Origin of the sequence: Sphingobacterium siyangense, assembly GCF_023277505.1 — a bacterium.
Taxonomy (GTDB): Bacteria; Bacteroidota; Bacteroidia; order Sphingobacteriales; family Sphingobacteriaceae; genus Sphingobacterium; species Sphingobacterium siyangense.
In genome coordinates this window covers 1,010,344-1,027,555 of the sequence record NZ_CP080574.1, presented here as the reverse complement: position 1 = coordinate 1,027,555, position 17,212 = coordinate 1,010,344, and the positions used below count along the sequence as shown (strand labels likewise).

The 17,212-nt window shown below is 38.0% G+C and carries 19 protein-coding genes; 7 read left to right on the top strand and 12 right to left on the bottom strand.

From position 1 onward, the window contains the following. Window positions 1-102: 102 nt before the first annotated feature. From K2F45_RS04215 to K2F45_RS04205, 3 genes are all read left to right on the top strand, one after another. Complete coding sequence (locus tag K2F45_RS04215) at window positions 103-636, top strand: plastocyanin/azurin family copper-binding protein (protein WP_075991088.1); 534 nt, start codon at window positions 103-105, stop codon at window positions 634-636. 214 nt (window positions 637-850) lie between these two features. Then, entirely contained in the window at window positions 851-2,257 is a 1,407-nt protein-coding gene (gene lpdA, locus K2F45_RS04210) for a dihydrolipoyl dehydrogenase (RefSeq protein WP_075991087.1), read from the top strand. 67 nt (window positions 2,258-2,324) lie between these two features. Next, complete coding sequence (locus tag K2F45_RS04205) at window positions 2,325-2,729, top strand: acyl-CoA thioesterase (RefSeq protein WP_075991086.1); 405 nt, start codon at window positions 2,325-2,327, stop codon at window positions 2,727-2,729. An 85-nt stretch (window positions 2,730-2,814) separates the two neighbouring features. On the opposite strand, the gene K2F45_RS04200 is transcribed toward K2F45_RS04205, so the two are convergent. Beyond that, the gene (locus K2F45_RS04200) at window positions 2,815-3,114 is read right to left on the bottom strand and encodes a DUF3817 domain-containing protein (protein ID WP_046674086.1); all 300 of its coding nucleotides are present in this window, start codon (window positions 3,112-3,114) and stop codon (window positions 2,815-2,817) included. Between the two features lie 245 nt (window positions 3,115-3,359). Here K2F45_RS04200 and lpdA (K2F45_RS04195) point away from each other — a divergent pair, with 245 nt between their 5' ends. Further along, window positions 3,360-4,748 carry a dihydrolipoyl dehydrogenase gene (gene lpdA, locus K2F45_RS04195; RefSeq protein ID WP_070560650.1) on the top strand — a complete coding sequence of 463 codons (1,389 nt, stop codon included), beginning with the start codon at window positions 3,360-3,362 and terminating at the stop codon, window positions 4,746-4,748. An 80-nt stretch (window positions 4,749-4,828) separates the two neighbouring features. On the opposite strand, the gene K2F45_RS04190 is transcribed toward lpdA (K2F45_RS04195), so the two are convergent. From K2F45_RS04190 to K2F45_RS04175, 4 genes are all read right to left on the bottom strand, one after another. Further along, window positions 4,829-5,833 carry a LacI family DNA-binding transcriptional regulator gene (locus tag K2F45_RS04190; RefSeq protein ID WP_088163448.1) on the bottom strand — a complete coding sequence of 335 codons (1,005 nt, stop codon included), beginning with the start codon at window positions 5,831-5,833 and terminating at the stop codon, window positions 4,829-4,831. 127 nt (window positions 5,834-5,960) lie between these two features. Then, complete coding sequence (locus K2F45_RS04185) at window positions 5,961-6,491, bottom strand: HAD family hydrolase (RefSeq protein ID WP_075991085.1); 531 nt, start codon at window positions 6,489-6,491, stop codon at window positions 5,961-5,963. A gap of 88 nt (window positions 6,492-6,579) precedes the next feature. Then, a complete protein-coding gene (locus K2F45_RS04180; RefSeq protein ID WP_075991084.1) occupies window positions 6,580-7,059 on the bottom strand; it encodes an ATP-grasp domain-containing protein in 480 nt (159 codons plus the stop codon). Window positions 7,060-7,088: 29 nt separating this feature from the next. Beyond that, window positions 7,089-7,739 (bottom strand): ABC transporter ATP-binding protein, encoded by a 651-nt coding sequence (locus K2F45_RS04175; protein ID WP_208734186.1) that lies wholly within the window; start codon window positions 7,737-7,739, stop codon window positions 7,089-7,091. Window positions 7,740-7,911: 172 nt separating this feature from the next. Here K2F45_RS04175 and sucC point away from each other — a divergent pair, with 172 nt between their 5' ends. From sucC to K2F45_RS04160, 3 genes are all read left to right on the top strand, one after another. Beyond that, the gene (gene sucC / locus K2F45_RS04170; RefSeq protein WP_046674091.1) at window positions 7,912-9,105 is read left to right on the top strand and encodes an ADP-forming succinate--CoA ligase subunit beta; all 1,194 of its coding nucleotides are present in this window, start codon (window positions 7,912-7,914) and stop codon (window positions 9,103-9,105) included. A 321-nt stretch (window positions 9,106-9,426) separates the two neighbouring features. After that, window positions 9,427-10,872 carry an asparagine--tRNA ligase gene (gene asnS / locus K2F45_RS04165; protein ID WP_075991082.1) on the top strand — a complete coding sequence of 482 codons (1,446 nt, stop codon included), beginning with the start codon at window positions 9,427-9,429 and terminating at the stop codon, window positions 10,870-10,872. Window positions 10,873-11,021: 149 nt separating this feature from the next. Then, on the top strand, window positions 11,022-11,642 hold the full coding sequence (locus tag K2F45_RS04160; RefSeq protein ID WP_075991081.1) for an L-threonylcarbamoyladenylate synthase: 621 nt from the start codon (window positions 11,022-11,024) through the stop codon (window positions 11,640-11,642). Between the two features lie 367 nt (window positions 11,643-12,009). Here K2F45_RS04160 and K2F45_RS04155 read toward each other — a convergent pair whose 3' ends face one another. The 7 genes from K2F45_RS04155 to tilS form a co-directional block, all read right to left on the bottom strand. Then, window positions 12,010-12,444, bottom strand: a complete 435-nt coding sequence (locus tag K2F45_RS04155) for an SRPBCC domain-containing protein (protein ID WP_075991080.1) — start codon at window positions 12,442-12,444, stop codon at window positions 12,010-12,012. A gap of 257 nt (window positions 12,445-12,701) precedes the next feature. Then, the gene (locus tag K2F45_RS04150; protein WP_075991079.1) at window positions 12,702-13,265 is read right to left on the bottom strand and encodes a Crp/Fnr family transcriptional regulator; all 564 of its coding nucleotides are present in this window, start codon (window positions 13,263-13,265) and stop codon (window positions 12,702-12,704) included. Between the two features lie 11 nt (window positions 13,266-13,276). Beyond that, complete coding sequence (locus K2F45_RS04145) at window positions 13,277-13,603, bottom strand: DciA family protein (protein ID WP_070560660.1); 327 nt, start codon at window positions 13,601-13,603, stop codon at window positions 13,277-13,279. Further along, the gene (gene recF, locus K2F45_RS04140) at window positions 13,596-14,699 is read right to left on the bottom strand and encodes a DNA replication/repair protein RecF (RefSeq protein WP_075991078.1); all 1,104 of its coding nucleotides are present in this window, start codon (window positions 14,697-14,699) and stop codon (window positions 13,596-13,598) included. Before recF ends, K2F45_RS04145 begins: the two co-directional genes overlap by 8 nt. A 33-nt stretch (window positions 14,700-14,732) precedes the next feature. Continuing rightward, on the bottom strand, window positions 14,733-15,053 hold the full coding sequence (locus K2F45_RS04135; RefSeq protein ID WP_075991077.1) for a DUF4834 family protein: 321 nt from the start codon (window positions 15,051-15,053) through the stop codon (window positions 14,733-14,735). 89 nt (window positions 15,054-15,142) lie between these two features. After that, window positions 15,143-15,637 (bottom strand): hypothetical protein, encoded by a 495-nt coding sequence (locus K2F45_RS04130; RefSeq protein WP_120333501.1) that lies wholly within the window; start codon window positions 15,635-15,637, stop codon window positions 15,143-15,145. Window positions 15,638-15,781: 144 nt separating this feature from the next. After that, window positions 15,782-17,113, bottom strand: a complete 1,332-nt coding sequence (gene tilS, locus K2F45_RS04125) for a tRNA lysidine(34) synthetase TilS (RefSeq protein WP_075991076.1) — start codon at window positions 17,111-17,113, stop codon at window positions 15,782-15,784. Window positions 17,114-17,212 lie beyond the last annotated feature (99 nt).

Here is a 17,212-nt window from a genome sequence, read left to right as displayed (position 1 = left end):
CGCATCCAGAAAGGAATTACGTTCGTCATAACTTCATCACTAAACCGCTAAAGGCTGCGGAAATGCCTACAATAAATAAAAGATAAACAAACAATCATTCAAATGAAAAAACTTTTTATGATACCAGCAGTTGCAGTTGCTTTATCAATTGCATCTTGTGGTGGAAACAGTGACAAGTCTGAAAAATCAACTAGTACAGAAGCGACAACTTCAACAGAAAGCCAAGCAACAGAAACAGTGCCTGGAATTGAAAACGTGGCTATTTCCAACAGCTTATCTTTAGAAGGTAACGATCAAATGAAATATAATAAGGATTTATTCCGTGTAAAAGCGGGTGAGCCAGTAGAATTATCTTTCAAAAATGCCGGTACTATGCCAAAAGAGTCCATGGGACATAACGTAGTTATCCTAAAACCAGGTGTTGACCTTCCAACTTTTGGTGCTGAGGCTGCTGCAGCTGCTGCAGACGAATATATTCCAAAATCAGCTTTATCTTCAATTGTTTCCCACACAAAATTATTGGGACCTGGAGAAACTGATAAAATCACTTTTACTCTTGAAAAAGGAGTTTATACGTTTATTTGTAGCTTCCCTGGTCACTATGGTGTCATGCAAGGAAAAATTGTTGCAGAATAACTAATAAGTAAAAAAGGATATTCAAACTATGAATATCCTTTTTTCAATTTTATACCCCCACTAACACCGATTCATTGTTCCCCGAGGTGCATAATTTCCATTCTTTTATCAAAAAAATGTAAAGTAAGGATCTTTGGTCACAAATCGTAAGTTTTGATTTCCTATCCCATTAATAATCATTAAATTTGTGGTACAAAAAAATAAAACGTAATCAATGCAATACGACGTAATTGTAATCGGAAGTGGTCCAGGCGGATATGTAGGAGCTATCCGTTGTGCCCAATTAGGATTAAAAACAGCTGTTATTGAAAAATATAGCACATTTGGTGGTACTTGTCTTAACGTTGGATGTATTCCTTCAAAAGCGCTTTTAGATTCTTCGGAGCATTACCACAATGCTGCGCACAATTTTGATGCATTTGGCATCAGCTTGAAAGATCTGAAAGTAGACATGGCAAAGATGATTGCTCGTAAAGACGATGTCATTGCCCAAAATACTGCAGGTATTACCTTCTTATTTAAGAAGAATAAAATTGACAGTTTTCAGGGTGTGGGTTCATTTGTGGACAAAAACACCATCAAAATAACGAAAGCAGATGGTTCTACAGAACAGATCACTGGTAAAAATGTAATTATCGCAACGGGATCGAAACCGACTTCATTGCCTTTCCTACCTGTTGATAAAAAAAGAATCATTACCTCAACCGAAGCACTTAACCTAAAAGAGATTCCAAAACACCTTATTGTCATTGGTGGTGGTGTTATAGGTTTGGAACTAGGTTCTGTTTATGCTCGTTTGGGTTCAAAAGTTTCTGTTGTTGAATTTGCAAAATCTATCATCGGTACAATGGATGGTGGCTTAGGAAAAGAACTACAACGTGTTTTGAAAAAATCATTGGGCATGGAGTTCTATTTAGGTCATAAAGTAACTGGAGCTTCCGCGAAAGGTAAAGTTGTAAAAGTAACCGCTGAAGATCCGAAAGGACAAGAAGTCACTTTAGAAGGCGATTATTGTATCGTAGCGGTTGGTCGTACCGCATATTCTGAAGGCTTAGGATTAGAAAATATCGGCATCACAGTAGAAGAAAGAGGCAAGAAAATCCCTGTTAATGCCCATTTGGAAACAGCTGTACAAGGTGTATTTGCAATTGGTGATGTGATCACTGGAGCAATGTTGGCACACAAAGCTGAGGACGAAGGTGTATATGTTGCAGAATATATTGCAGGTCAAAAACCACATATTGATTATAATTTGATTCCAGGTGTTGTTTATACTTGGCCTGAAGTTGCTTCTGTTGGAAAGACTGAAGAGCAACTTAAAGAGGCAGGTGTGAAATACAAAGCTGGATCATTCTCTTTCAAAGCTTCTGGTCGTGCAAAAGCATCTGGTGACACGGATGGTTTTGTAAAAGTACTGGCAGACGCGACAACTGACGAAGTATTAGGTGTACATATGATTGGTCCTCGTGCAGCAGATATGATTGGTGAGGCAACCGTAGCTATGGAATACCGTGCATCTGCAGAGGATATCGCACGTATTTGCCATGCACACCCAACCTATACTGAAGCAATCAAAGAGGCGGCGCTAGCAGCTACAGCAAACAGAGCAATACACGCTTAGGCGATAAATATCGAATACTCAAGGGGAAAAGGAAACTTTTCCCCTTTGTCATAAATACCTATACACGATGAATTTTTATACAAGAAAATGGGTCAAACCCGAAGACCTAAATCCCAATGGAACATTATTTGGAGGAACACTACTGCGATGGATTGATGAAGAAGCAGTCATCTATGCTATCGTTCAATTAGGAAATCCCAAAGTGGTTACGAAATTTATTTCAGAAATAAACTTTGTAAGCTCAGCCAAGCAAGGCGATATTCTCGAACTGGGTATTGAAGCGATCAATTTTGGAACAACATCTTTAACGATGCGCTGCGAGGTACGCAATAAAATATCCAGGAAAACAATTCTATCGATCGATAAATTGGTCTTTGTAAACTTGGATGAAGATGGTAATCCAGCTCCTCATGGAAAAGATAGCATTACCTATGCGTATATGGGGATTGAGAAGACAGGTAGAGATGATTAAACATCTCCCCTGTCTTTATTAATTTGGTATCTCCCCCCTACCTAACCCTTTGTAAAAATTTATGCATTTGTATTTTTTAAACAAACTATGATTTCTGTCTCTTTCCTTCAATTTCTTTTTTAAGATCCAATTCCACCCAAAAGCCAAAAATAGGGATTAAAGAAGCCAAGAAATATTTCACCGCCTTTAATATAGGCCACTTGTATTCTACAGTTGACATGATCAGCATAACGACGAAGATAACGACAAAGAAGCCATGAATGGAACCGGCTATTTTGACTGCTTCGGGGATTCCCGCGAAATATTTCAACGGCATGGCAATAAAAAACAAGCAAATGGTGGAGATTGCTTCCCACAGGGCGATCTGTCTGAATATTCTTAACATAATGATAAACTGTGTATTGTGAACTTCAAAAATAAGACTCTAAAAACGCTTTAACTATTATTTTTCCCCCTTTGACCAGGATGTGACATTCTGCTAGAAACAGCGACAGTGTTTTATCAGAAACCGCCAATTTTACAATAAATAGTTCATATTCATCAGAAAAAATGCGTACTTTTGAATGAATATATGCTTCACAGATTTTGTCATTTGAAGCTATAACACTCAACTACAGAATATTTATTTATATGAATTACGACATCATTGTAATCGGTAGTGGTCCAGGCGGGTATGTTGCTGCCATTAGAGCCGCTCAGTTAGGGTTCAAAACAGCGATTATTGAACGCGAATCATTAGGCGGAATCTGTCTAAACTGGGGCTGTATCCCTACAAAAGCATTATTGAAAAGTGCTCAGGTATTTGAATATTTAAACCATGCCGCTGATTACGGCATCAATGTTCAAGGTGGTGAGGCTGATTTTGACGCTATTGTCAAAAGAAGTCGCGGGGTTGCTGAAGGAATGAGTAAAGGTATTCAGTTCTTGATGAAAAAGAATAAAATCGACGTCATCAATGGAACTGCAAAAATTAAAAAAGGTGGTAAAATCGATGTAAAAGGAGCAGACGGTTCTACTAAAGAATATTCGGCAAAACATACCATCCTAGCGACTGGTGCACGTTCACGTGAATTGCCTAATTTACCTCAAGATGGTAAAAAAATCATCGGCTACCGTCAAGCAATGACACTTCCTAAACAACCAAAATCTTTAGTTGTTGTTGGCTCAGGTGCTATCGGTGTTGAGTTCGCTTATTTCTATAATGCAATCGGAACAAAAGTAACTATCGTAGAATTTATGGATAGAATCGTTCCTGTTGAAGATGAAGAAATTTCAAAACAATTAGAGAAAAGCTTAAAGAAACAAGGTATCACCATCTTAACGAAATCTGAAGTTCAATCCGTTGACACAACAGGTGAGTTGAGCAAAGTTTCTATCAAAACAGAAAAAGGTATTGAAGTTATCGAAGCAGAGATTGTATTATCGGCTGTTGGTATCGCTCCAAATATCGAAAATATTGGCTTGGAAGAGGTTGGTGTAAAAACTGATCGCGGCCGTGTTGTTGTAGATGATTTCTACAAAACAAACATCGAAGGTGTATATGCGATCGGTGACATTGTTAAAGGCCAAGCCTTGGCTCACGTTGCCTCAGCAGAAGGAATCACTTGTGTTGAAAAAATCAAAGGTCTACATGTTGAACCTATTGACTACAATAATATCCCTGGCTGTACATATTGTTCCCCAGAAATTGCTTCTGTAGGTTATACCGAAAAAGCGGCAAAAGAAGCCGGGTATGAAATTAAAGTTGGTAAATTCCCATTCTCAGCTTCAGGAAAAGCTTCAGCTGCTGGTGCGAAAGATGGCTTTGTTAAAGTTATCTTTGATGCTAAATATGGTGAGTTCCTAGGCGCACACCTTATCGGAGCCAATGTTACAGAAATGATTGCAGAAGTTGTTGTTGCCCGCAAACTGGAAACGACAGGTCATGAAATGATTAAAACCATCCATCCTCACCCAACAATGAGTGAAGCGATTATGGAAGCTTGTGCTGATGCTTACGGTGAAGTGATCCACTTGTAGTAGTAAAACAAAAAAACTAAAAAGGGGAAAATCTAACGATTTTCCCCTTTTTAGTTTTATGATCGAATGGTTAATAGCGATTACATAACCAATCGCGACTTAAAGACGATCTGTTGATCGACAATTTCGGTGTTGTCAATGCGTTCAAATAAAATTTCAGCCGCTTTACGCGCTTGCATTCCCGGAAATTGCTCTATGCGTCCCATTGGCGGATTTTCCATATATTGCCATAACGGATAGTTGGCATAACTAATAAAGAAAATATCTTGATTTAAGACAAGCCCCTTCTGTCTGGCCGCTTTCATCAAATCAAGTGTAACAAAGTCATTAAAAGATATAATTGCAGAAGGTCGCTCAGACATCGCAAATATACTATCCATAGCCTTTTCATTTCCTTCCGTACTCAGGTCTGTTTCGATGATATTCTTTTCTAGAATATCCATACCATTCCTTTTCATGGCGGATAGATAAGCTACTTTTCGATCTTCACTAGCCGGCAAGGTTTTCGGCCCATTTACAAGGGCAATAATTTTATGTCCACGCGCTACGAAAGCATCCACAGCTTCGTTCATACCCGTAGAAAGATCGCTTTGTACTTTATTGATATTGGGTAAACTAGGCACACAGTCAAAGAAGACAATCGGGATACCAGACGCTTCCAATTTCTCAATGAATTCTAAATTGGTCGTCTTTTTACCTATAGACATCAAAATCCCATCGACACGATGGTTTTTAAATGTTTTTAAGATCTGCTCTTCACGCTCGGGGTCATCCAGTGATTGTCCCATCAGCACAGTATATCGGTGTTCTGATGCAACATTTTCAATTTCGCTGATGGCGAAAGAAAAAAACGGTTCAGACAAACTCGGTAAGATAACAGCAATCGTAAATGTTTTACGCTGCTTGAAGAATATAGCCGTTTGATTGGGTTCATAATTCAATTCTTCGGCCATTTTTTTTACGCGCATTGTTGTCACCAATCCAATACTAGGATGATCATTCAATGCTCTAGAAACTGTCGAAGGACTGATTTTCAGCTTCTTGGCAATTTCTTTAATCGTGGCAGGCTTGTTCACTTTATTCATAAATCCAAGGGCTTTATATAAAAATAGGGCTTTTATATCCCTAATCATAATTTTTTCTCAACAATATCGACAACGACTTTAATAACAATTATTGTTGGTAGATTCAACAAAGATACTGACTGTAAACTTAGTCTACAAATTGAATTGCGGTCGTGTCCACCGTAAACTCATTGGCGAGGAACTCCAATGGATCAATTCCCCTAAAAACAAGTTCATCCTTAAAGTAAACTTTTACAGCATCCCCATATTCACCCCAATCCACAAATTTGACTTTATTGAGTTGTTCTAGCGGATTTCCTTTCGTCAAAATACAAACATGTTTATCTGCGGCTTTTAACTGCCTAAACAGCGTAGTAATATGATCAAACAAATGTAACCGTAGCGGCAAAATTGCATTGACATGAAGCCGCTCAAAATTCTCCTTATATTTTTGATCAAATCCAAAGGTTTGCTGCGCATGTTCAAACAATAAATTCTCACCTTGATGCTCGAGGTGATTTTTCATAAATTGAACCAAATCAGCTTGAGCAGGAACAGTCTCTGTAAATTCTATAAAATTAGCAAAAAGATAATATACTTGAAGTAAGTAATCCTTTTTAGGAAAAACAACATCATCTAATTCAAAAACATATACCTTTTTTTCTTCTGGGAACATCATGATATGTAATGATATGTAAAAGCTTAAAATTTAAGGGCTGTGTCAACGGGGTTAAAACCTTAATGACACTAACCACAAAAATAAGATTCTATTTGGATAGACAGATTAATGCTAAATCCTCCCCGGAATCCGAAGCGACAAACAATCCATCCAGTGATCTTTCGAAAGTCGCTGAGTCCAATAAATCGTTGCCCTTTGACAGAAGTCTATAAGGCAAATCAGCTGGCGGATTTTCCATAACAGGAATAGTTTCAAGCAGATCTTTATCAGGGGCAAGAACTGAAATCTGATATTCCTCAAATAAAACTTTGGCTGCAGCCAATGGTTCCAGCTCAAAACCACCTAAAGGCAGCACATAATCAACCTGTTGGTCTAAACTTAATTTGAGTATCTCATGTGCAAAAGTAGGAAGAAGACCTTTTGGAATTTTGGCATATTTCCCTGAGGCTAAAAGCAATTCGGGAATATCTTCTGAACTTGCATATAATATTTCGAAATCAGCCCCAAGTCTTTTAGCGATACGCATCGCCAAAGGTCTGGTCCCGAAAGTTATGAGTATTTTCTTCATTAAAAATATAATTATAATCCGGATTACTGTTACACGACTAACCCATCGCGCATATGTATTGTTCGGTCCGAAATTCGGGCAAGTTCCTCATTATGGGTAACGATAATAAATGTCTGCTGAAATTTATGTCTAAGATCAAAAAACAACTGATGCAAAGCTGCTGCATTCTCTGAGTCAAGATTACCCGAAGGTTCATCTGCCAAAATAATGGAAGGATCATTGATCAGAGCACGAGCCACAGAAACACGCTGTTGTTCTCCGCCGGACATTTCAGCAGGCTTGTGATCAATACGATGAGAAACCCCTAATAGTTCAAGCAATTCTCTTGCTTTAGCTTCCGCCTCGGACCTCCCCTTTCCTTGAATAAAAGCTGGAATACACACGTTTTCCAAGGCTGTAAATTCAGGCAGCAAATGGTGAAATTGAAAAACAAAACCAATATGTTCATTTCGGAAAGCACTGAGCTTTTTAGCATTCAATTTCTGAACATCAACACCATTGATGAAAACCGCACCCTGATCAGGCTTATCCAAGGTACCAATGATGTGCAACAGTGTACTTTTACCAGCTCCTGAAGCACCAACAATACTGACGATTTCCCCTTTTTCAACAGCGATATCAACACCTTTCAAAATTGGTAATGACCCATAAGCTTTGTGAATTCCTTTGGCATGTAACATCATAGGACAAAGATAAATAAATTTACGATACCACGAGTTTGAATAAATAAGCTGTTATTTCTCTATTCCAGCCATTTTATTTTGTCTAAATGTCAAAAAATAGATAAAAGAGCAACTTATCCCTTGTCTTATCCCCCAAAAAATTATATTTTTACGCCAAATATTTTTGCAAATGAACATTCACGAATATCAAGGAAAGCAAATACTAAAGAGCTTTGGTGTGCGCGTACAGGAAGGTATCGTAGCAGATACTCCAGAGCAAGCTGTGGAAGCGGCCAAAAAAATGAAAGAAGACTACAACTCTGATTGGGTTGTTGTTAAAGCTCAAATTCACGCTGGTGGCCGTGGTAAAGGTGGTGGTGTCAAGTTAGCTAAGAACTTAGATGAAGTCAAACAAAGAGCAACTGACATCATTGGCATGCAATTAGTAACGCCTCAAACTGGACCTGAAGGTAAAAAAGTAAACAAAGTTTTGGTAGCTCAAGACGTTTATTATCCTGGCGAGAGCGAAACAAAAGAATTCTACATGTCTGTATTATTAGACCGTGCTAAGGGACGTAACATCGTTATGTACTCTACAGAAGGTGGTATGGACATCGAAGAAGTTGCGGAAAAAACACCACACTTGATTTTCAAAGAAGAAATCGATCCAAAAGTAGGCTTACAAGGATTCCAAGCACGTAAAATTGCTTTCAATCTTGGTCTTTCTGGTGCTGCACACAAAGAAATGGTGAAATTTGTTGCCGCTCTTTACAAAGCATACGATTCTACAGACTCTTCTATGTTTGAGATCAATCCGGTATTAAAAACTTCAGACGACAAGATCTTAGCAGTTGATGCGAAAGTAAATCTTGATGAGAATGCTTTATATCGTCACCCAGATTACGCTGCTATGCGTGACGTAACTGAGGAAGATCCAACGGAAGTTGAAGCTGGTGAATCAAACCTAAACTACGTTAAATTAGATGGTAACGTAGGTTGTATGGTAAATGGTGCTGGTTTAGCAATGGCTACAATGGATATCATCAAATTAGCTGGTGGTGAACCTGCAAATTTCTTGGACGTAGGTGGTACTGCAAATGCTGAAACTGTAAAAGCTGGTTTCAATATCATTTTAAAGGACCCTAACGTAAAAGCGATCTTAATTAATATCTTCGGTGGTATTGTTCGTTGTGACCGTGTTGCTCAAGGTGTAATTGACGCTTACAGCGAAATCGGTAACATCCCTGTTCCAATCATCGTTCGCCTTCAAGGTACGAATGCTGAAGAAGCGAAAAAATTAATTGATGAGTCCGGTTTACAAGTTTATTCTGCAATCTTATTGAAAGAAGCTGCTGAATTAGTAACGAAAGTATTGAAAGGATAATTCCTTTAATCATCATAACAAAAACGCGGACTATAACTAGTCCGCGTTTTTTGTTTCTAATCTTCGTATCGTTCGCCACACAAACAAAAAGTTCTCTTCTTAGCAAACCTATATTCCATAGCAAAACGAGCTGTGTGCCATTTCCCAATGTTTGAGTTTTCACCTGTCTTTATTTCAAAATATATTTTCCTTATGCAGGTTAACGAACCATCTTTAAGTGAATTAAATCAACATTTATAACCAATAAACCAACAGAATAGCTTATTTTTGTATTGCTTTTTTAACAAAGCATCTTTTACAAGTCAATCTCCAAAAATTAAGATGGAACACACAAGAATAAAGGAACTATTGAATGCCACAGAATTTGGCAAAGAGGTCGTTGTTAAAGGTTGGGTAAGAACTTTCCGCAACAATCAGTTTATAGCAATCAATGACGGTTCGTCAATCAATAATATTCAAGCAGTTGTCGATTTTGAAAATACACCTGAAGATATCTTAAAACGTATCACCACTGGAGCCGCAGTTCGCGTAAAAGGTCAATTGATAGAATCATTGGGTAAAGGGCAAAAAGTTGAGGTAAAAGCTACTGAAGTAAGTATTATTGGCGACTCTGACCCCGAAAAATATCCATTACAACCCAAAAAGCATAGCTTAGAATTTTTACGTGAAATTGCGCATTTGCGTTTCCGTACCGGAACATTCAATGCTGTATTCAAAGTGCGTAATGCTTTAGCATTTGCGGTACACAAGTTTTTTCAGGAAAACGACTTTGTCTACATGCATACACCAATTATCACAGGTTCGGATGCGGAAGGTGCTGGAGAAATGTTTCAGGTTACAACCCTAGATTTAAAAAACCCGCCACGCAAAGAAAATGGAGATATCGATTTCAAGGAAGACTTCTTTGGAAAATCGACGAACCTTACGGTATCGGGCCAATTGGAAGGTGAGCTTGGTGCCATGGCATTTGGAAACATCTATACGTTCGGTCCGACATTTAGAGCGGAAAACTCAAATACAACACGCCACTTAGCCGAATTTTGGATGATCGAACCCGAAATGGCTTTCTATGAATTAGAGGACAATATGGACTTGGCCGAAGCTTTGCTGAAATATGTGATTAAATATGCCTTGGAAACCTGCCCAGAAGAAATTGAGTTCTTAACCAATCGTTTGTTGGAGGAAGAGAAATCTAAGCCTGCTGCAGAACGCTCAGAATTAAATCTTATAGAGAAATTAAACTTCGTATTAACAAACGATTTTGAACGCGTTACCTATACCGATGCTGTTGAAATATTAAAGCGTAGCAAACCAAACCAAAAGAAACAATTCAAATATTTAATTGATGATTGGGGTGCTGATTTACAATCGGAACACGAACGCTATTTGGTTGAAAAACACTTCAAGAAACCTGTTATCTTAACAGACTATCCACGCGAAATCAAGTCCTTCTATATGAAGCAAAATGAGCCGGATGCGCAAGGAAGAAACACCGTACGTGCCATGGATATTCTTTTCCCAGGTATTGGTGAAATGGTCGGTGGTTCGCAACGTGAAGAAAATCTTGATCGTTTACTTGATCGTATGGCTGAAGTTGGTATTCCCGCAGAAGAAATGGAGTGGTTCTTGGATACACGCCGTTTTGGATCGGTACCGCATTCTGGATTTGGCGTAGGTTTTGAACGCCTCGTTTTATTCACGACAGGAATGACCAATATCCGCGACGTCATTCCATTCCCACGTACGCCGAAAAACGCAGAATTTTAATATAAAGAACAACAGCCAAAACAAAATATTTTGGCTGTTGTTCTTTTAGATATAGCGTATCTGAATGCAGATAATAACCATCGCCCTATTGACATCCTAAAACAGGGACTAAGATTAAACCCAATTCAGGTACTTAACAAAAATAGAAAATGCTAATTAAGATATATAACGACAATCCCAACCCCAAGGCAATAGAACAGGCGGTTGATATTCTTCGACGTGGTGGTGTAATCATCTACCCTACCGACACCGTATATGGTATTGGCTGTGATATCACGCAACAAAAAGCCATAGAACGAGTATGTGAAATTAGAGGGCTAAAACCAGAAAAGGCTAATCTATCATTTATATGCTATGATTTAACAGATATTTCGCAATACACAAAATCCTTCGATACCTCCGTTTTTCGGGTATTAAAAAAAGCATTACCCGGACCTTTTACTTTTATTTTTAATGCAACAACTAAAGTACCTAAGCTCCTAAGTTCCAAAAAGAAGACTGTGGGTATCCGTGTTCCAGACAATAATATTGTTCGTGAAATTGTCAAACAATTAGGCAACCCTATTGTGACAGCCTCCATTCACGATGAAGATGAAATTATTGAATATTCTACTGATCCCGAATTAATTCATGAAAAATACGAAGATCTAGTTGATGCTGTTATAGATGGCGGTTATGGCGATAATGTCGCATCTACCGTGGTCGATGTTACCGAAGGAACTTTTGATGTTATTCGTGAAGGAAAAGGTGATTTGGAGCAATTCCTATAAAAACCAACTTTCAATAGAAACTCCCCTTATTAACCTATTTGCAAAATTCCCGCCAGCAGCATTGTTGGTAATTTGTGCATAAACTACTCCCACCACCATACTTATCAACAAAACAATCCACTTATTAACACAATAAATGTTAATAAGTAGATTGCCAACCTATAGGTATTAACATAAAATGTGCATAAGTAGCCATTTATCAACATCGAATTGTTAATAATGCAAACCGAAAAGATTCAAAAAAGTAACAAAATGTGCAAAACTAGGGGGTTATACACATAAAAATGTGTATAAGATAACATTCATCGACAAATTCGTTAAATATCGTGTTTATAAATAAACTATACTAACAGATCGCTGTGGAAAGTTAAGAACGATACTCCACTCGCCTTTTTATCGCTATGTTGAAAAGTTCAAATCCGCGCTTTGTTTCTATCAGTAGTTTTCCCAGAAAAGGAACCAACAATCCAGAAAAAAATTCGCCTTGGACAAACCTAACTTGTGAAGCTCCCACTTGTTCCAACCTAAAATAATGCTCGCCATCAAAAATACCTGGAAAGAATAAATCTCCTTTCCAGCGCAGCTCGATATGCTGTTCAATAGACAGGAATTTTGGATTCATCTTGATCTTGAATCCGTTTGGTTGTTCTAAAAGGACTTTGCAGCGTTTTCCGACTAGCGGTTGTTTTTCAAACTGCTTGATTGTTGGGCTCCATTGGGAATAAGCCTTAAATTCACTTAATACCTGCCAAACCTCTTCTGCTGTCGCATCAATGAGAATACTCGTTTCAATCTTTTTCATTTTGTACTTTTTATCGCTGAAACGACAAAATAGCTCAGGCTTCTTCACCTGTGTTCAAATAACGATAAAGCGTATGTGATGCTATTCTAGTTTCGTCTTAATTTCAAAATTATTACAACTGCAAACAAACTATTCCAAGCTTATTATGAACCGTATAAATACACAAAATTTTGGTTACGTGTTCGATTAAGCAAGCTGTTCGTTAACAGCTACAGGACAAAACTAGAAAAAGACAGGCAGCTCGCTCTTGACTTTTATCAAGAACTTATTTTTGTTCGAATACGACTCAAGGTTTCTGGGCTCATACCCAACACGGAGGCGATATATTGAAGGGGAACTTGTTGGAATAATAATTTATGTTGTTCAAAGTATTGGACATATCTTTCTTCCGCTGTTAGACAAATAAAATCCGAGATTCGATGCTCCATGGTACAAAAGCATTTTGCCCAAAAAGCCTTCTCAAATTTATTCCATTCCACAATTTCGGATTCCATTCGCTGGTAATCGGACTTTGACAAACGGTATACCGTACAATCGCTAACGCATTGGAAATTCCATATGGAAGCCCTGTCAAAAATGAAAGAAGCAAGATCTGTCACAAAATGATTCCTTGTACCTATCCATTGCGTAAACTCCCCTTTTTTTGACCAAGCATATTGACGGATTAATCCGGATTCTATCACAAACAGATTGGAAGAATAATCGCCCGCCTTGATCAGATATTCACCTCGTTTTAATTCAATACGCTCGAAGTTTGAGAAAAGTTTTAAGGCACTAGCCTCAGAAATAGGAAAAAAATCTTGAAAGAGTTGATCTAACATGAAAGGAGGTTTTATAAAATCACGACTTCTTCAATAATGACGTGACCTACATATTCATTTACCCTTCCTAAAATTTGTCTTCGCATAAGCGCCAATTCATTCTTAATCACAGCAGACTCCACACGTACGAACAATTTTTTATCACGAACATATAGTTGCTGTGTGCGATTAGCGATAGCTTTACCAATCAATTGAGGCCAAACAGATGCGATCGAAGTCTCATCAAATTTTCTTCGTAGTTTATAAGCCTCAAGAAGACGCTCAACCCCCTCCTTAATTGTCATATCGTCGCTTGACCGAATGAATTCCAGGCTTTTTTTAGTTTGCTTCTTATACATTGACTTGTCCTCCTTCAATATCAAATATACGAACAGGTCGGCTGATTTCGTCAAAGATTCGCTGAATTCTCACGGAATCCGTATCTGTCAGGAAAATCTGTCCAAAATCATCTTCTGAAACCATCTGCATCAATTTATGTGTACGGCGATCATCAAGTTTATCAAAGATGTCATCCAAAAGAAGTAGGGGCTTAAAACCCTTTTTCTGCTGGAGATAAGAATATTGTGCAAGCTTCAGGGCAATTAGAAAAGATTTTTGTTGGCCCTGAGAACCAAACTTCTTTAAGGGCATTCCACCGTGAATGGTAAAGATCAGATCATCTTTATGTATTCCTTGCGTTGTGCGTTCCAGCATACGGTCACGTTCCAAATTCTTCTCCAAAATATTTAGAAAAGAATCTGTCATTAAAGGCGATTCATAGTGTAATTGAACAGACTCTGCATCCTCGGTGAGGAACTGATAGTGTCGGTCAAACTCCGGCTGAAACTCCTCCATAAAAGACCTTCTTTTTTGAAAAATAATATTTCCAACTTCTTCAAGTTGAAAATTGAGAATTTCGATTAGGCCAAGATCCAATACACTGGTTTGACGTGCTTGTTTAAGGAGACTGTTACGTTGGGCTAAAAACTTATTATAAATAATCAGGGTATCTAAATATTTATTATCTGTTTGGGAAATCACATTATCCACAAACTTTCTACGCTCTTCACTCCCATCTGTGACGATGATGCTATCGTTTGGGGATACCATGACCAAAGGAAATAAGCCAATATGATCAGCCAGTCGCGGGTAATCCTTCTTATTTTTTTTAAATTGCTTTTTCTGATTCTTTTTAAGGCTACAAGAAATGAAATCACTAATGGATTCTTTATCAAATTCACCCTGTACCATAAACCAGTCATTGCCTGATTTGATATGCTGCGAATCAATTGGATTGAAATAACTTTTACAGAGTGATAAATAGTGAATCGCATCCAAAAGATTGGTTTTACCAACACCATTATTCCCTGTAAACGCATTTACCTCGGGGAGAAATTCCAAAGATGATTCCGAGTAATTCTTGAAATTTAGAACAGAAAGTTGCTTCAGCCACATAGCACAAAGATACGCTATTTGGATTGCTAAAAATTATTTTATTTCCTCAAAATCCACAAACTCACCAGCGGTTTCAGTCCCTTTGCGTTCAGGGCTTTCTTTCGGTGGAATGTAATCGACATGTACCTTACCTTCGGGCTGAGACCTTTTATTTTCCTGTTGCCCTTGACCATTAAATTCATAATAAAAGGTACCGCCTGATCCTTGGCTACCGTATGCTCCACCCTGCTGCTGCGCTTTTTTCATCAACTTTTCAGCTGCTTTACGCATTGCAAATGGTAAAAATAATCTAAATAAAAATCTTACTACAAAGTAAACAGCGAATGTAATAAGTATAAATTTTAAAAATGCCATAGTTAATCCGTTGCTATTTTATCAAATTTAACCAATAACTCGATAAACTGTTGTCTTTAAAATGTCAGATAAGAATTTATTAACAAATTTTAAGACTTTCCTAATCGCGCTTTTGTTTCCATAATAATTCGATAGAGCTCTTCCTGGCGCTGTGTACCCAACACGTAGGTAAGACCATCTTTATCCGTTAAAAAAACAGCATTTTTGCCTCCAGCGAAAAATTTAATCTTTCCTTTAGTGTGCAGATTATAAACAGGATTATTGAAAAAGAATGTACTGTAAGGCGCCTTTTCTATTTTTGTAATGGAGGCAAGATCGATCTTGACGACTCGAGTAGACCATAGTCCACTAATAAGTATATGGTCTTGAAATACTTCCGTACGAAATAATACCATATACATCATGACAATAGATGTGATGATAATCCCCACTCCTACAATAAAGAACAATTGGCTCGATATCAAATGGTCTAAATTCAAATAAAATGCCGTAAAACAAAAAAGTACGAGCACTAAACGCACGCTGATCCAAACACGGTCACGACCTAGATATTGATTTTCCGAATAGAGTACACCTTCTTTCATTTACTTAAGATTTAGCTATTAATTTGGAGACTTCGCACCATTGTCTCTTACTATTTGAACTCCTCATTAGTATCATTTTTGCTTCTATGGATTTTGTATCATTCAGGATCCTTCCATGATTTTTAGCAGCAACAATTTTTCTTGCTAATCAGTTCTGCAAACTAAAGTAAGGACTTTTTTTGTATTGGCGGTAATTTTATAACGATTGTCCATGCGATAATTGGCTACCCAAAGGATATCTCCATTTCCATTCACCACGATCGGGATATTTTCCTTTTCAAATAAGCTGATCTTCTTATTGATAAAAAAATCACTCAACTTCTTGCGCCCTTCCATACCTAAAGGATAGAAGCTATCGCCAACTTTCCATGATCGAATCGTGAGCGGGAAAACTAATACATCATAATCCAGCTTTGCAACCTCACTCGCTTTGACAATAGCTAGATCCGCAGAAACATTGGCATGAAAACAATAGTGTTTCCACTCCACAGTTGAAGTTTCGGAAGTGATTAAAGCCTCATCGGGTGAAATAAATTCCTTTTCACGAATAAAAAGTTCATTTCTATCCAGGAGCATATGGTAGGCATCGGATTGAAAAATACGTCCAGACTCTCTTGACCAAGCTTGTTGAAGATCACTTAGTACCGGCTTTGAGAAATTAAAAGCCGAAAACAACTCATAGAGCAAAGGCAGATTATCTATATAGGGTTCCAGATCTTCCTTCCGAACTCCCCATCCTTCGTCAATAGGGTAAAACAGCTTTCTCCGAATGGGCTCCACAAATTGCTGCAACAGCTGGTAAGATTCCTTAAAATGATTGATATTCTGCTCGAAGACCATCTCAAAATCTGGCTGAAGTTTTTTAAAATGTGGGATGATATCAATCCTTATTTTATTACGTGCATATTTTGTTGAAAAGTTGGATTGATCGTCTCGATAAGCAATCCCATACATATTCACGAAATGTTCAATTTCGCTAGCCTTCAGAAAAAGTAGTGGTCGGATGATGCGCTCTCTGATAGGGAAAATACCCTGGAGGCCTTGGAGACCGGTTCCACGTGAAAGGTTCAGGAGTACCGTTTCGATATGATCGTTCAGATGCTGAGCTACTGCAATTCGGTCGAACTGCAGCTCATGTCGCAATTTCTCAAACCAAGCATAACGAAGTTCGCGTGCCGCCATTTGAATCGAAATCTGATGGTCCTTTGCGTAAGCTTGTGTATCAAAGTGCTTCACGTATATTGGCACATTATTTTCCGCTGCAAATTTTCTGACTAGAGCTTCATCCTCTTCTGATTCCGCTCCCCTTAATTGAAAATTGCAATGTGCAAGAGCAATCGTATACCCTGCTTTTGCAAATAAATGTGCCATTAACATCGAGTCCTTTCCTCCACTTACCGTAAGCAATATTTTATCATGAGGCATCAACAAATGCTCCTTTTCAATATAGCCCATTAGTCTTTCCAGCACATTCATATAACAAAGTTACGGTATATTTTGTCCGAATGATAAATTCAAGTCTTAAAATTTGTGAAATCCAGTGAAGTAGCAATTAAAATCCATATTTTTGCCCTT

What these genes read in the sequence shown, in the direction of transcription:
- K2F45_RS04215 (WP_075991088.1), top strand. Translation starts at nt 103, where the DNA reads ATGAAAAAACTTTTTATGATACCAGCAGTTGCAGTTGCTTTATCAATT.
- lpdA (WP_075991087.1), top strand. Translation starts at nt 851, where the DNA reads ATGCAATACGACGTAATTGTAATCGGAAGTGGTCCAGGCGGATATGTA.
- K2F45_RS04205 (WP_075991086.1), top strand. Translation starts at nt 2,325, where the DNA reads ATGAATTTTTATACAAGAAAATGGGTCAAACCCGAAGACCTAAATCCC.
- K2F45_RS04200 (WP_046674086.1), bottom strand. Translation starts at nt 3,114, where the DNA reads ATGTTAAGAATATTCAGACAGATCGCCCTGTGGGAAGCAATCTCCACC.
- lpdA (WP_070560650.1), top strand. Translation starts at nt 3,360, where the DNA reads ATGAATTACGACATCATTGTAATCGGTAGTGGTCCAGGCGGGTATGTT.
- K2F45_RS04190 (WP_088163448.1), bottom strand. Translation starts at nt 5,833, where the DNA reads ATGAATAAAGTGAACAAGCCTGCCACGATTAAAGAAATTGCCAAGAAG.
- K2F45_RS04185 (WP_075991085.1), bottom strand. Translation starts at nt 6,491, where the DNA reads ATGATGTTCCCAGAAGAAAAAAAGGTATATGTTTTTGAATTAGATGAT.
- K2F45_RS04180 (WP_075991084.1), bottom strand. Translation starts at nt 7,059, where the DNA reads ATGAAGAAAATACTCATAACTTTCGGGACCAGACCTTTGGCGATGCGT.
- K2F45_RS04175 (WP_208734186.1), bottom strand. Translation starts at nt 7,739, where the DNA reads ATGTTACATGCCAAAGGAATTCACAAAGCTTATGGGTCATTACCAATT.
- sucC (WP_046674091.1), top strand. Translation starts at nt 7,912, where the DNA reads ATGAACATTCACGAATATCAAGGAAAGCAAATACTAAAGAGCTTTGGT.
- asnS (WP_075991082.1), top strand. Translation starts at nt 9,427, where the DNA reads ATGGAACACACAAGAATAAAGGAACTATTGAATGCCACAGAATTTGGC.
- K2F45_RS04160 (WP_075991081.1), top strand. Translation starts at nt 11,022, where the DNA reads ATGCTAATTAAGATATATAACGACAATCCCAACCCCAAGGCAATAGAA.
- K2F45_RS04155 (WP_075991080.1), bottom strand. Translation starts at nt 12,444, where the DNA reads ATGAAAAAGATTGAAACGAGTATTCTCATTGATGCGACAGCAGAAGAG.
- K2F45_RS04150 (WP_075991079.1), bottom strand. Translation starts at nt 13,265, where the DNA reads ATGTTAGATCAACTCTTTCAAGATTTTTTTCCTATTTCTGAGGCTAGT.
- K2F45_RS04145 (WP_070560660.1), bottom strand. Translation starts at nt 13,603, where the DNA reads ATGTATAAGAAGCAAACTAAAAAAAGCCTGGAATTCATTCGGTCAAGC.
- recF (WP_075991078.1), bottom strand. Translation starts at nt 14,699, where the DNA reads ATGTGGCTGAAGCAACTTTCTGTTCTAAATTTCAAGAATTACTCGGAA.
- K2F45_RS04135 (WP_075991077.1), bottom strand. Translation starts at nt 15,053, where the DNA reads ATGGCATTTTTAAAATTTATACTTATTACATTCGCTGTTTACTTTGTA.
- K2F45_RS04130 (WP_120333501.1), bottom strand. Translation starts at nt 15,637, where the DNA reads ATGAAAGAAGGTGTACTCTATTCGGAAAATCAATATCTAGGTCGTGAC.
- tilS (WP_075991076.1), bottom strand. Translation starts at nt 17,113, where the DNA reads ATGAATGTGCTGGAAAGACTAATGGGCTATATTGAAAAGGAGCATTTG.